Origin of the sequence: Citrobacter sp. RHBSTW-00029, assembly GCF_014104295.1 — a bacterium.
Lineage (GTDB): Bacteria > Pseudomonadota > Gammaproteobacteria > Enterobacterales > Enterobacteriaceae > Citrobacter > Citrobacter youngae.
The window spans coordinates 2,010,525-2,024,154 of the sequence record NZ_JABXRT010000001.1; the positions used below are offsets into that span (position 1 = coordinate 2,010,525).

A 13,630-nucleotide genomic window follows, 5' to 3' on the forward strand; every position below is an offset into this window, starting at 1 on the left:
ATGCCCTCTTCAATCACCCTCCTTGCTGCGGGAAGTTTACGACTGGCATTTACCCCACTACTCAATCAGTTCACCCGCCTTAGCGGCATTGAGGTCAACGTTGGCTATGGCCCGGCAGGTTTGCTGCGCGAGCGTATTGAAGCCGGGGAACCGTGTGCTCTGTTCGCCAGTGCAAATCGGGCACATCCACAACGACTACTGGACACACACCGGGCCGTTTCCACACATACACTGTGCTGGAATCAACTGGGCCTGGTTACCAACCGGCGCGGTGAATGGCTGGATTTACTACGCGACCCGGCGCTGCGTATTGGCACATCCACACCGGGCTGCGACCCTTCCGGTGATTATACCTGGACATTTTTCGATAACATGGATGCACTGGAACCGGGACTTGGACAACAGCTTCGTGCACGCGCCCTGCCACTGGTTGGTGGCCGCGATACGCTCAGCATCCCGCCAGGAGAATTGGCAAGCAGTTGGCTTCTTCGCCAGGGGTTGGCCGATCTGTTTATTGGTTACGCACATTATGCAAAAGCACTCGGTTCACCGTCCGATGTTCGCTACGTTGCTATTCCTGCGGAACAGAACATCTTGTGTGAATACCAACTGGCGGTGCTCGATGCTTCTGAAGAGGTGATGAGACTGGTTAAATTTATGCTTGCCAACGACGGTCAGGCGTTGCTGACCGCCGCCGGTTTCTTGCCTGTTAGCGGTGGATAGCAAACAGCGGCGCAATAAATGGAGTCTGATAGTTTTCCACACTGAATTTTCGCAATGGCAAGCCATAGGCCTGGAACAGATTATCTTCTGTCACCACGCCGTCCGTCGGCCCTGCCAGCCATTTTCCCTCAGGAAGCAACAGCAGCGTATGAGTTGCAATCTGTAAGGCGTGCAACGGATCGTGCGTCGAGAAAAGCACGCTACACCCCTGCCGGTGTGCCAAATCACTGATGAGCTGCAGCACGACCTGCTGATTGGCAAGATCCAGCGCTGAACATGGCTCATCAAGCAACAGCGTCTGGCATTCTGTAACCAGAGCACGGGCAATCATCACCAGTTGCTGCTGACCGCCAGAAAGTGAGCTAAACGATGTGGCGGCGAGATGCGCAATGTTTAGCTGTTCCAGCGCCTGCTCCGCCCGTTGTTGATCCTGGCGGCTGGGCTGAGCAAACAATTTTACGTGCTGCGCCCGCCCCATCAACACCACGTCGCTCACCGTATAGGGAAACGGCAGATGGCAATGCTGGGCCACAATGCCTATCCCCCCATGAACATCAATACTCCCGCCCAGCGCGGGTCGCGTGCCCGTGAGCGTATCCAGCAGCGTGCTCTTACCCAGACCGTTTCGCCCAAGCACCGCCCAGATCTGGCCTTTCTGGCACTGAAAAGTGAGGGGGTCAAACAGTGGAGAGCGATAGCCATAGCTAAGCTGATTCACGCTGAGCGCAATAGATGTCATTGTTTCCCCCGACGACTGGTACGAATGAGCAAGAAGGCAAACAGCGGTGCGCCGAGCAACGCGGTGATGATCCCAAGCGGTATTTCCGCATGCATCAGAGTGCGGGCGATATCATCAACCGCAATCATAAAACCACCTCCCATCCAAAAAGCACACGGGAGCAAGCGACGATGATCAACCCCCACCAGCAACCGCGCAAGATGGGGAATAACCAGCCCAACCCAGGCAATGCTGCCACTGACCGCCACCTGAGCGGCAACTAAAAACGCGCAGCACACCAGCACGCTACGCCGCAGCGGAACCACCGCCACGCCCAGCGATTTAGCATCTTTATCATTGAGCGATAACAGATTTATCCGCCAGCGCAACTGGTACAACATCGTCGCCGCAATGGATACCGGGATCGCCAGCAGCAGGACTTTATGCCAGTTAGCCGTGGCAAAACTGCCCAGCAGCCAGAATACGATGTTCGGCAAGGTTTCTTCCGTATCGGCCTGGTATTGAATCAGGCTCACCAGCGCGGCAAAAAAACCACTTAAAATAATGCCAGATAAGATCAGCACCAGCGTATTTTCCAGCCCTTGTAAGGCCGCAATGGCATATACCAGAATGAGCGCTGCCAGACCGAAGAAGAAGGTTGACCCCATCATCAGCCACGGCTCAAGACCCAGCAGAATCGCCAGCGTCCCGCCGAAGGCCGCCCCCGAGGTTACGCCTATGATGTGCGGGTCGACCAATGGGTTGTGAAACACCCCTTGCAAGGTAGCGCCGCACAATCCCAGCGCGCCCCCCGCCAGCAACGCCATCAGAATACGCGGTAGTCTGACTGTCCATATCACCTGACTGGCAATACCCTGCGCATCGCCAAAATGGGTGAGTTGATAAAACACTTCACGAAGTGACAGCGGATATTGTCCAAGACACAGCGAACTGACCCCCAGCACCAACACCCCTGCTATCAGTAATGATTGCAAGGGGAAATCCCGTTTACTTAGCAGCATCTGACTGCCAGTTCACACGATAAAAACGTTGATAGTAATCCTGCGCCTGCGCATCCACATCGACATTTTTATAGGCATCCGGGTAAAGTTTTTTGGCCATCCACAACTCACCTATTGCCAATGCTTCCGGCATCGGATAACCCCAGGCTTTGGCATATTCAGGCATCAGCCAGACACGATGATTTTTCACCGCGTCAATTCCCTGCCAGTTAGGATCGTTTTGGATCTCTTTGACCACCTGCGGATATCGGTCCTGAACAAAAATCACCTGCGGGTTCCACGCCAGCACCTGCTCAAGCGCCACCTGACGCGCGCCTTTCACGCTGGCCGCCGCCACATTTAACCCACCCGCATGTTGCATCATCAGGCCAGTGTATTTCCCGGAACCGTAGGTCATAAGATCAGGGTTAGCCATATAAATGCGAACCTTTTGCGCTTCCGGTATGGCCGCAACTGGCGCATTGAATTTTGCTCGCGCCGTAAAGACGTAATTGATCAGCGTTTCCGCCTGCGTTTTACGCCCGACCACATCCGCAATCAGGCGGATCCCCTGCTTTAAGCCTTCGTTGTAGACCTGCTCTTCATCAGCCATCGTCGGGTTCATTTTATTCTGTTGCCCGGCAATATCCTGACGTAACGAGATAGCCACCACCGGGATACCGGCATTCTGAATCTGCTGGATCATCTCAGCGGGCGCATAGTTGGCGACAAACACTACCTGCGGATGAATCGCCAGCAAACTTTCGATATTCACGCTGGTGAGATCGCCAGGCGTAGGCAGCGTAGTTATTGTCGGCATAAACCGGGCAAACTCAGGCCCAAGCTGTTTTTTCCAGCTCGACATCACGCCGACGATATCCTGCGCAGCATCCAGTTGCACCAGAATATTCAGCGTCTGGTGTTGCAGCACAACCACCTTATCGACATGGTCAGGGATTGTAACCTGTCGCCCAAGCTGATCGGTGATAGTGCGATCCGCCTGTGCGGAAAAGGCAAAAAACATGCTGGCGCAAACCAGCACAAAAGAGCGAAGAGTTAACATAGATACCATCTGGACTGGGAAAAATTCGATATGCATTAAATTATATAACGTGATAGCTGGCAACCCATTATCGCCAGACACGGTATACCGCCACGCGGTTCGTCACGGCAAATACAGCGTGTAACCCTGAACTGGCCTGCATTTGCCCGTCAGCGCTTCCCGCTTTACCCCTGTGGGGGTAGCCCGGCTAAAATCTGCTTCGCCTGCGCCTCGCTAAGCGAATAATCAAAAAACTGGCGGTAAAAATCGCGGGTTACGTTAACCATATCCAGGCCGCCAAACAGTGCTGGATGCAGCTTTGACGCGGCCCACTGCAACTGCAACGCGCTTTCGGTTCCATAGCGATCCCAGGGGAAGACGCCCGCCGGATTGCGCCAGACTTTGCCCTGTTTCACCGCGTTAAGCTCTTTGAACAACGCTGCATAAGGTGAACTGGCAATATCGCCACATCCCGCCCCGAGAATAATCACCTCCGGCTGCCAATACAGCACCCGCTCGGGTGAGACTTCTTTCATGTTACCGTCCACTTCCCCGGCGACGTTCCGCCCACCAGAGAGCGCAATCCAGGTATCAATCAACGTGTTTCTACCGTCGACTTTCAGTGGGTTCAGCGACTGAATGTGCAGAACCCGCGGGCGCTGATTTTCCGCTAACGTCGCCGTTTTCGCGCGAACATCCGCAATGGTGCGGGTTAAAAATTGATTATATGCCACCGCCCTGGCACGGGCCTGATCCGTGCCTAACACGTCCGCCGTGGTCGTGACTGACTTTTCCATCGAAGGATAATCAGTAAATGCCATTTCCAGCGTCGGGATACCCGCCAGGTTGTAACTCTGCGCATCCCCCTTGCCCTTTGCGACAAACAGAACATCGGTATGCAGAGCCAGCAGGGCCTCGCTATTGAATGACGTCCCGTGAATTTGTAAGGCCTGATTCAGCGATGGGTTTATTTTGAACATCCACGGCTGGCTCTGTGGATGGTTGACGGTGGCGACAATCTGACGTCCCGCCCCCAGCGTCATCAACACCGAGTGATGGGCAAACCAGCTATCCGCAATACGTTGAACTTGTGTGGGGACGGTTACAGTGTGACCGGCATCATCCACAACCTGACGCGTGGCCAGGGCGGGAAACGCCAGCCACACACAGAGCAACCATGTGTGGCACGTTTTCATCAGCAATCCTTAAAAATCAACCTGAACGGAAATCTGCGCCTGACGTGGGGCGCCAAGTTGCGCACTGGCCGCCCCGGCCCCCGTATAACCCGTCAACGCGCCGGGGACAATGTTGGTCCAGTAGCGGCGGTCGGTCAGGTTAGTGATATCAAACCGGAAGGTCGTGGGTGTGTTCCACAGTCTGGTGGCATAACGGCTACCAATATCCACTGTGGTATAACTGCCTACCCAGGTATCATTCGCGTTATCGGTAGCCCGACGTCCGACGTAATGCACGTTGGCATCCACATCCAGTCCCTGAACCTGTTCAATGCTATAGACTGCCAGCACATTCGAGGTAAAGCGTGGCAAGCCGACAACCTGCTTACCATCTGCATTACTGGCGGCAGTGTTGTGCAGCATGGGGTCCAACCAGGCGGCTCCCCCTAACACCCGTAAATTTTCCGTGATATGCCCATCAGCCATCAGTTCCAGCCCACGGTTTTTCTGCGTACCGTCCTGAGCAAATTCGCCGTTGTCGTTGGTATAAGCAAAGGGACGTTTTGCTTCAAATAGCGCCGCGGTGAGCAGCAGATCTTTGACGGGCGCATATTTTGCCCCCACCTCCACCTGATGGCTGCGGTACGGATCCAGCACATGTCCTGCATTGCTGGCCCCGGCAGGTGCGGTATCGCCCTGCTGCAAACTGTCAGCCCAGGTGGTGTACAGCGTGACGTTCTCAACCGGTTTATACATCAGGCTGGCGGAGCCGCTCATGCCGTTATCCTTTTGGCGACTGGTTTCATGACCGGATTTGTTATAGTTGCTGACGGTAAACAAGTTTTCGCTGCCAGACAGCAACAAACTCCATTGCGGAGTGAAATGCAGCGTATCGCTTAACAGAAATGCATGCTGCGTAGTGGTCGCCGAATGATAGCGATTAGTAAAGTCAGGATAAGGCGGGCGCGGATAGTCGGGATGTTGATCAAGTGAAGAATGCCCCAGCGTAAAGGTTCCCCCATTTCTCGGGTTATAGTTTTTCCATACAAATCCGCGCATTCCGGTCGCGATATCCTGCGTCAACCAGCCGGAATCAATGCTGCCGGTCAGGTTCGCTAAATAGCTGTTGATCGTAAAGCGACTGGCCGCTGAATTCGAGGTCGTGGTGGTGTAGTGACCCCGATTATCCGTCAGGGTGTTGGTTACTGCCGTCGATTCACGGTCAGCAACCTGGTGTAAGGCCCCCAGATCCAGCATCCAGTTACCGTCAAAATCATGCTTGATGTGCATGTCCGCAGTGGTCGTTTCATCATCATGACCTGCATATGACTGACCATATTTTCTGTTCGTCGGATCGAATGCCGAAGGAAACTGCACGCCTTTTGCCAGCGCAAAGCTGCCTGGCATGCCTTTTTCATAATAATGGTAATAGCTGAAATTACTCTCCAGCACGGTTTTATCGGTCAGCTGAAAATCCAGGCCCAATCCCGCGTACTGCCGACGAACATGACTATCGGTGGTGTAACTGTTCCCTTCATCATTCATCAGGTTGAGGCGGTACTTCACTCTGTCTCCCGCGTCGACAGGCCCGCTGAAATCCATTGATGCCAGCGTTCCTGACCCTGTACCTTGCCCTACGGTAACCCGATGCAGTGGCGTATCCAGAGGGCGTTTCGAGACCAGATTAAACATCCCCGCCGGGTTAGCGGGTCCATACAGTGAACCTGCGATACCGCTCAGTACGTCTATATTCTGGAACTGCTCTGTCGGATATTCGGTGGTGGAAACGGCATTCAGCCCATCAATCATATGGTTTTGCACCACGCTTCCTTGCATGCCACGGGTTTGTGGTCGAACCCCCTCTCCCTGAACGGACGGTATGTAGCGATAAACGTCCTTAACATCTTTGATTTGTTGCTGATCAATCACCTTTTTCGACAGTGTTTGTACCGACCACGGAACATCGATTAACTCTCGCTGCCCCAGGCTACCGATCGTCGCCTTTTTTTCAGCGGCCGCGGGCTCCTGCTCGGGAAACGAAGATTGAGCAGGCGCGGAAGCAGTAACGGTAATGGTGTCATCAGCATGGGCCGACAGGGGGGCGGCAAGACAAGAAAAAGTCAGCAACCCGGAGGCAATTGGGGTGATTTTGCAATTTAACATTTGTTGATTCAATTCGTTAGATAGAAAGACTGGCGGTCGATAACACAAGCGCCTTCTCTTGCGGGGCACGTTTATTATATTTGTATGATGAATAGAATAGGCTTAATCGATATATATGTAAATATATAACGAGAGAGGATTGGCGATAATGGTTACAACAAAAAAGCCGACGGTAATGACTACTGTCGGCTTTACACACGATCTGTACTGAACGAGATTACTTCATCGACGTTTTGATTATCTCTAACGCTTTTGCAAACTGATCCTGCGGGATAGTCAGTGGGTAAAGGAAGCGGATCACGTTGCCATACTGGCCGCAGGTTAACAGCAGCAGCCCCTGCTCAAGCGCTTTTTTCTGCACGCGCTGCGCGGCGGGGGCGCTGGGTTCACCCGTGGCCGCATCGCAGAATTCAGCGGCAATCATCGAGCCTAATCCCCGCACTTCGGCAAGTTCAGGACATACTGCACGCGCATCGGTCAGCACAGCACGCAGTTGCTCGCCAAGCGCTGCCGCACGCTGGCACAGCTTTTCATCACGGATAATATCCAGTACCGCATGAGCTGCCGCAATCGATAGCGGGTTCCCGGCGTAAGTCCCCCCCAGCCCACCCGGCGCAGGCGCATCCATAATATCGGCTTTGCCTACGACACCCGACAACGGCATCCCACCCGCAAGGCTTTTTGCCATGGTCATCAGGTCTGCTTTATCAGCATAGTGATCCATCGCAAACAGCTCCCCGGTACGGGCAAAACCACTTTGCACCTCATCGGCAATCATCACGATGCCATGCTCATCGCAGATACGGCGAATTGCCGCGACAAACTCCGCCGGAGCGACAACAAAGCCGCCTTCCCCCTGGACGGGTTCGAAGATAATCGCAGCGACCTGGCTCGGATCGATATCCGCTTTAAACAAACGTTCTATCGCTTTAATCGAGTCTGCAGTTGAAACCCCCTGTAGCGCAGAAGGATATGGCGCATGGTAAACGGACCCCGGGAACGGACCGAAGCCTTTTTTGTATGGCGCCACTTTGCCGGTTAACGCCATCGTCATGTATGTCCGCCCATGGAAACCACCGCCAAAGGCGATAACGCCAGGGCGACCGGTGTGAGCGCGGGCAATTTTAACCGCATTTTCCACGGCCTCAGCCCCGGTGGTAAAGAATGTCGTTTTACGCTTACCGTCAATTGGCGCCACCGCGTTGATTTTCTCCGCCAGCGATACATAACTTTCGTAGGGAACAATCTGATAAGCCGTATGGGTAAAGGCTTGCAGTTGCGCCTCAACGGCCTGCACCAGACGCGGATGGCGGTGCCCGGTGTTCAGCACGGCAATCCCGGCGGCGAAATCAATATACTGATTGCCTTCAATATCGGTAATCGTGCTGTTTTCAGCCGACTGGGCATAAAAATCACACATCACACCCACGCCACGTGGGGTGGCATCCAGACGACGTTGTTGCAGGTTTTTATTGTTCATTCTCTACACCTTGTCCATAAACACAATTGGTTGAATTACCCTTTAAATTTAGACGCCATCTGGTACTTTAATCGAGAGCCAAATCGTTTTATTTTAAGGATCCAAATGCGTTCACTTGCCGGAGATGTGATCAAGCATGCATTTAGCCAGCAGACTGACGAGAAGCTGCATCGTCGCCTGTATGCCGCCATCTGTAGCTGCATCCTTGAGGGGAGCCTGAAACCCGCTACCCGCATGCCACCTTCACGCGACCTGGCGAGTGAGCTGGCGTTATCACGGAATACTGTCCTGCGGGTTTACGAGCAGTTGCAGGCCGAAGGCTATATCTCCGCGCGCACCAGCAGCGGTACATTTGTGACCGACAGCGTGCTGGACAATCTCGGTCTGGCCCCTAATAAACCTCCGGTTTCACCTGCGACACGTGAAGACCACACCAGTTTGTCCGTCCGTAGCCTTGAACTGCTTGGGCATGCCAGCGCCAGCCCTCGCCAGTGGGGAGCTTTTATTCCTGGTGTACCGGACGTGCATTCTTTCCCGCATCGCACACTGAAAAAGATTCAGGATCGGCTGGCAAGGCGGCTACGCCCGGAGTTTCTCACCTACGATGCCACTGGTGGTTTGATTGAACTGAAAGAAGCGCTGGCGGACTATCTGCGCACCGCACGCGGCGTGCGCTGTACGCCAGATCAAATATTGATTACCGAGGGCATTCACCAGGCGTTGGATCTGGTAACCCGCTCGTTGTGTAATCCTGGCGATAATACGTGGATTGAAGAACCCGGTTACTGGGGAATAAAAAACATTCTGCGCATCAATGCCGTCAACTTTTCGGCCATCCCGGTTGATGAACAAGGCATGCTTGCGCCTGCTTGCGTCGAACCGGCGCCGAAACTTATTTTTGTGACACCGTCACATCAATATCCGCTTGGCCCGGTAATGAGCCTTGGTCGACGACGGCAGCTACTCTATCAGGCACGTGAAACGCACAGCTGGATTGTGGAAGATGACTACGACAGCGAGTTTCGTTTTTCCGGCCAACCCATCCCGTCATTGCAGGGACTGGAAGAAGATGCTCCGGTTATCTATATCGGCACCTTCAGCAAGACCCTCTATCCGGCACTGCGGCTCGGGTACGTTGTGATACCCAAACCGCTTGCCGCCCCACTGATGAAGGTACATAACGATCTCTATCGTGGTGGGCATCTCCTGATTCAGGCGGCGCTGGCTGAGTTTATTCGTGAGGGTTACTATGCGGCGCACATCCGTAAAATGCGCCAGTTATATAGCCGCCGACGCCATACGTTGGTAGAGCTCATCATCAGCCAGCTTGGTGAGGATTATCTGGGACCTTACAGCAGCAACGCCGGACTACATCTGATTTTACAGCTACCTGCGGGTACTGATGATAGCGCAATTGCCCAACAGGCCAACGCACAAGGTCTTCTGGTTCGCCCACTTTCGCGGTACTACGTGAAAGAAGAAAAACGCAGCGGTCTGCTGCTGGGCTTTGCCAGTATTGAAGAACATGAGATGGCTGCGGCGTTTACCCGACTTGCGGATATTATCAGGATAAACACCGAGTAAGCACCTTATCCGGCCTACGAAGTACGCTTTTTGTAGGCCGGATAAGCGCAGCGCCATCCGGTATCATTGCACAGATTAATGTGAGGCTTTTTTAATCCCGGACAGATCTTCCTGACTTACCTCACCATTACCTTCACCCCAGCTTTTACGCACGTAATTGATCACATCGCGCATTTCGCTGTCGCTGAGCAACCCGCCATAGGCTGGCATCTTAAAGGAGACATTCCCCCGCGTCGTCGGTGTTTCTGCGCCGTGGGCAATCACCCTGAACAACGGAGTTGGGTCGTCTACCATCACTAACGGATTGTGAATAAGCGAAGGTGCATTATCATCGGTCCCTTTCCCTTCCAGACCATGACAGGTCGAGCAGTAGCGGTTGTAGGTCACTTTACCCGCTTCAGGGGAATTCGACCAGGAGGCCGTAGCGGCTGTCGTACGCGCCGGTTCCGTCTTCGTGCTTTTCAGGCTCAACAGATACTGCGCAATCGCCGTGGCATCTTCGTCCGTCAGGTACTGTGTGCTCTGGCTGACGACTTCAGACATCGATCCCGATACTGCAGCATGTTTGCTTTTCCCCGTCAGCAGCAATGACGTTAACGCCTGCTCAGACATCCCGGTTCCCCGCAGCGATGGCGCATACCAGCCGTCGATCATCGCCCCGCTCAGGTACTCAGCATCGGCATTGGTATAGGCTTTTTCGTTCATCGCCATCCCTCTCGGAGTGTGGCATGACCCGCAGTGACCCGGACCTTCAACCAGATAAGCCCCCCGTTTTACCCGCGCTGCCGTATCATCCGCTTTGTTGCCTTCAACAGCGGCAGTCGGCGCATCGGTAAACAACCAATTCCAGATATGCAGCGGCCAGCGGGCCGAAATCAGCCAGGGAATAGCATTCTCTTTATTGGGTTCTGCTGACGGCTTAACATCATGCATGAAGTAGCTATACAGCGCCTGAACATCTGCGTCGGACAATTTCGAGTAAGAAGGATAAGGCATCGCCGGGTACAGCGGATGACCGTCTTTGGCAATCCCCTGGCGCACGGCCTTCTCAAAATCGTCGTAAGAATAGTTGCCGATACCGTGCGTCTTATCCGGGGTAATATTCGTCGAATAGATATCACCAACCGGCGTGGGGAACCTCTTACCTCCCGCCATCGCCGCGCCGCCTTCCGCGGTATGGCATGCCACGCAGTCTGAGATCCTCGCGATGTACTCACCGTTAGATTCAGCGGCAGAGACAGAAGCGGTAAACAGGCAGGCGATTAAAACGGTTACATTATGCATAAATCACCCCATATCCTTGAGTTCATTAACCGCACGCCATGCCTGATCGATCGCAGCATGAGCATAAGCGCTCCAGTCAGCATCAGAGTTAGCGATGGCAATACGTCCGATAGGTTTACGCGCCCGCTCAATAATCTCCGGCATTTTTTCCATATCATCGAACAGTGAATTAGCGTAATACGCATAACCATGCGCCCAGCGGTTTACGGTAATGGCCGCAATATCCCGTTGGTTGTCAAAACCGGTTGAGCCAAACATTTCCTGCAACTGAGAACGGATCATCTCTTCATGTGCGGCAAACGTGGTCCCCAGCAAATAAGCACGCCCTAAACGGAACTGCTCCCTCGCGGACAGATTACTGCCAGGATACGTGGGCACATAGACCATATGAATCACCATTGGCTCGTCCGGCGAGGCCGGGTGTTGATATCCGCCGATACTGACCGGATAGTCGAGCTTGATTCGGCTGTAAGGCGCGGCCGGTGAATAAAACTCATGAACCCCCAGTTGCTTAAACGCTTGCCAGTTTTTGACCACCACATTGGTGTACACCAGCGGCGCCTTCACGTTCAGTTTGAGATCAGCCTGCTGCTGCTCTGGTGTTTCCGGTACCAGATATGGGATCATCATGTTATAGCCCGCCATGATGGCATTCTTACTGCGCACGCGATGCATTTTGCCATCGCGTAGCCAAGTGACGGCAACGCCACCCTCCACGTTCGCCGCATTAATCACCGTGCTGTTCAGGCGTAAACGCGTGGTGTTTTCCGGCAAGTCGAGCTTTTCATAATCCAGTCTGGCGAGGACAGAATCTTCCATGGTATTGCCAGGCAGCGCGTCCGGCAGCATGTGTCTGACCAGCAACCGTGCCAGACCCGCATTGCCATCCGGGAAATGATAGACATATGGCTCTTCGAGGTCGGCAAGCGATTCACCGTCCAGCGGCGGCAGCCCTAACGCTTCCATTCCCGGCAATGCGCACGCACGAGCATCACTACCGGAAATGCCTTCAATACCGATGGCAAAGAAATCGTTGGAACGCTGCTGGAAATAGAGCAGCGCCATTTTGCTTAAACCAACCCTGGTGGAAAGAAACTCACTATAGCTGTGGGTATCCAGCCATTCCGTTTTCTCATCAACCGTCATCCCAGGAAGATAATCAACCGGACGCACATGCAAATCGATCAGGGCTTTACGATCTTCCTCACTCAAGGGGAAGTCATTGATAAAGTCTTCGATATTACGGCCATTGAGCCGATCCGGCGGAATATCATCGGATACCGCACGCCCCGGATCGCCGCTGACTATTTTCGTCTCACCAAAATTCTTTTTATCGAAGAAGACGCCGCGACTTAGCTGCCAGTCGGGGTAGAAATTAACGTCAAAACTCTTTTTCAACCGCGTGACGCTCACGCCGACGGTTTCCATCAGCTTATTCACTTCGGGGCTGAAATTATGCGCGGGTGACTGAAAGGCTTCACTCCCGCCATATCCGATAAGTTTTTTGCCTGCGGAGGTGAATTCGTTGCGTTTGGCGTGACCACCAAAATCATCATGGTTATCGAGGATCAGCACCTTGCTGTTTTTCCCGACCAGTTCATGCCAGAAACAACCCGCGGCCAGTCCGCTGATACCGCCGCCCACAATCACCAGATCGTACTCTTCCTCGATGGGCAGAGCGCTTAAATCAAAGTGCTTATGTTCACGGCCTAACGCATGGGCCATTTCAAACGAACCCGGATGGTTACCGCGTAGCCCCGTTAACGCAGGCGGATAATAACTTCCATCAATAAATTCGAGCCCCTTTCCTGCCGCTCTGACCAGATCCAGAGGGGTCAGTCCCGCAGCGATAGTCACCGCCACGCCGTTGAGAAAATCACGTCGGGTAATTGCCATTAACTTTGTCCTTTTGCCACTGACACATTGTCCTAAAAAACACTACAAATGAGAGGTTCCCCCTCGCAGATACAAGGAGGATACCGCCGACTACTTCACTGGCTTCAGCTCTTCATCCAGTTTTTTAGCGTCATAATAATCACCCTGCCAGGTGATTTTTCCTGCCTTAACATGAATATAGCTGACACCTTCAAATTTGATCGGATTATTTGTCGGCGGACTTCCCGCCCATTCGCCGCTATTTTTACCCGAGAATTCCCAACGAAATGCCACAGTATCTTCATCCGCGACAGGTTTACCGACCATTTTCCAGGTCAGATCCGGGACCGCCTTAATAAATGCACCAATCACGTCTTTTTCAGCTTTTTTCCGGCCGGTTACCGGCTCTCCTGCGGCGGCATCGTAATAAACGGCATCGTCCGCCAGGTACTGGGCAGCCAGCGGCGCATTATGCGCATTCCATGCTGCCATATATGCTTTAACCGTGTTCAGCGGTGAGCTTTCTGCCAGACTGAATCCTGAGAACATCACCAATGAAAGTGCGGCTATTTTTAATGTTTTCAT

11 protein-coding genes are annotated in these 13,630 nt (G+C 53.5%); 2 read left to right on the forward strand and 9 right to left on the reverse strand.

Going from position 1 to position 13,630, the window contains the following annotated elements; genetic code table 11:
• Entirely contained in the window at positions 1–723 is a 723-nt protein-coding gene (locus HV041_RS10005; RefSeq protein ID WP_115602100.1) for a substrate-binding domain-containing protein, read from the forward strand.
• Here HV041_RS10005 and HV041_RS10010 read toward each other — a convergent pair.
• From HV041_RS10010 to puuE, 6 genes are all read right to left on the reverse strand, one after another.
• The gene (locus HV041_RS10010; protein ID WP_048211806.1) at positions 710–1,462 is read right to left on the reverse strand and encodes an ABC transporter ATP-binding protein; all 753 of its coding nucleotides are present in this window, start codon (positions 1,460–1,462) and stop codon (positions 710–712) included. The two genes, HV041_RS10005 and HV041_RS10010, sit on opposite strands and share 14 nt — an antisense overlap.
• The gene (locus HV041_RS10015) at positions 1,459–2,463 is read right to left on the reverse strand and encodes an iron ABC transporter permease (RefSeq protein ID WP_121584576.1); all 1,005 of its coding nucleotides are present in this window, start codon (positions 2,461–2,463) and stop codon (positions 1,459–1,461) included. Before HV041_RS10015 ends, HV041_RS10010 begins: the two co-directional genes overlap by 4 nt.
• On the reverse strand, positions 2,450–3,505 hold the full coding sequence (locus HV041_RS10020; protein ID WP_048211808.1) for an ABC transporter substrate-binding protein: 1,056 nt from the start codon (positions 3,503–3,505) through the stop codon (positions 2,450–2,452). The genes HV041_RS10015 and HV041_RS10020 overlap by 14 nt, the downstream gene beginning before the upstream one ends.
• 164 nt (positions 3,506–3,669) lie before the next feature.
• On the reverse strand, positions 3,670–4,680 hold the full coding sequence (locus HV041_RS10025; RefSeq protein WP_182294209.1) for an ABC transporter substrate-binding protein: 1,011 nt from the start codon (positions 4,678–4,680) through the stop codon (positions 3,670–3,672).
• A 9-nt stretch (positions 4,681–4,689) separates the two neighbouring features.
• Positions 4,690–6,822, reverse strand: coding sequence for a TonB-dependent siderophore receptor (locus HV041_RS10030; protein WP_121584575.1), 2,133 nt, complete (start codon positions 6,820–6,822; stop codon positions 4,690–4,692).
• A 217-nt stretch (positions 6,823–7,039) separates the two neighbouring features.
• Complete coding sequence (gene puuE / locus HV041_RS10035; protein WP_182294210.1) at positions 7,040–8,302, reverse strand: 4-aminobutyrate transaminase; 1,263 nt, start codon at positions 8,300–8,302, stop codon at positions 7,040–7,042.
• A 105-nt stretch (positions 8,303–8,407) separates the two neighbouring features.
• Between puuE and HV041_RS10040 the strand changes: the two genes are divergently transcribed.
• Entirely contained in the window at positions 8,408–9,886 is a 1,479-nt protein-coding gene (locus HV041_RS10040) for a PLP-dependent aminotransferase family protein (RefSeq protein WP_048211812.1), read from the forward strand.
• Between the two features lie 75 nt (positions 9,887–9,961).
• Here the strand turns inward: HV041_RS10040 and HV041_RS10045 are convergent, their stop codons facing one another.
• From HV041_RS10045 to HV041_RS10055, 3 genes are all read right to left on the reverse strand, one after another.
• A complete protein-coding gene (locus tag HV041_RS10045; RefSeq protein ID WP_165712564.1) occupies positions 9,962–11,170 on the reverse strand; it encodes a cytochrome c in 1,209 nt (402 codons plus the stop codon).
• Between the two features lie 3 nt (positions 11,171–11,173).
• A complete protein-coding gene (locus HV041_RS10050; protein WP_121584573.1) occupies positions 11,174–13,066 on the reverse strand; it encodes an FAD/NAD(P)-binding protein in 1,893 nt (630 codons plus the stop codon).
• Positions 13,067–13,156: 90 nt separating this feature from the next.
• Positions 13,157–13,630 carry an ester cyclase gene (locus HV041_RS10055; protein ID WP_053065222.1) on the reverse strand — a complete coding sequence of 158 codons (474 nt, stop codon included), beginning with the start codon at positions 13,628–13,630 and terminating at the stop codon, positions 13,157–13,159.

Bases quoted from the DNA above. Each gene is read 5' to 3' on its own strand.
- HV041_RS10005 (WP_115602100.1), top strand. From the start codon at position 1: ATGCCCTCTTCAATCACCCTCCTTGCTGCGGGAAGTTTACGACTGGCA.
- HV041_RS10025 (WP_182294209.1), bottom strand. From the start codon at position 4,680: ATGAAAACGTGCCACACATGGTTGCTCTGTGTGTGGCTGGCGTTTCCC.
- HV041_RS10045 (WP_165712564.1), bottom strand. From the start codon at position 11,170: ATGCATAATGTAACCGTTTTAATCGCCTGCCTGTTTACCGCTTCTGTC.
- HV041_RS10030 (WP_121584575.1), bottom strand. From the start codon at position 6,822: ATGTTAAATTGCAAAATCACCCCAATTGCCTCCGGGTTGCTGACTTTT.
- HV041_RS10050 (WP_121584573.1), bottom strand. From the start codon at position 13,066: ATGGCAATTACCCGACGTGATTTTCTCAACGGCGTGGCGGTGACTATC.
- HV041_RS10055 (WP_053065222.1), bottom strand. From the start codon at position 13,630: ATGAAAACATTAAAAATAGCCGCACTTTCATTGGTGATGTTCTCAGGA.
- HV041_RS10020 (WP_048211808.1), bottom strand. From the start codon at position 3,505: ATGTTAACTCTTCGCTCTTTTGTGCTGGTTTGCGCCAGCATGTTTTTT.
- puuE (WP_182294210.1), bottom strand. From the start codon at position 8,302: ATGAACAATAAAAACCTGCAACAACGTCGTCTGGATGCCACCCCACGT.
- HV041_RS10015 (WP_121584576.1), bottom strand. From the start codon at position 2,463: ATGCTGCTAAGTAAACGGGATTTCCCCTTGCAATCATTACTGATAGCA.
- HV041_RS10040 (WP_048211812.1), top strand. From the start codon at position 8,408: ATGCGTTCACTTGCCGGAGATGTGATCAAGCATGCATTTAGCCAGCAG.
- HV041_RS10010 (WP_048211806.1), bottom strand. From the start codon at position 1,462: ATGACATCTATTGCGCTCAGCGTGAATCAGCTTAGCTATGGCTATCGC.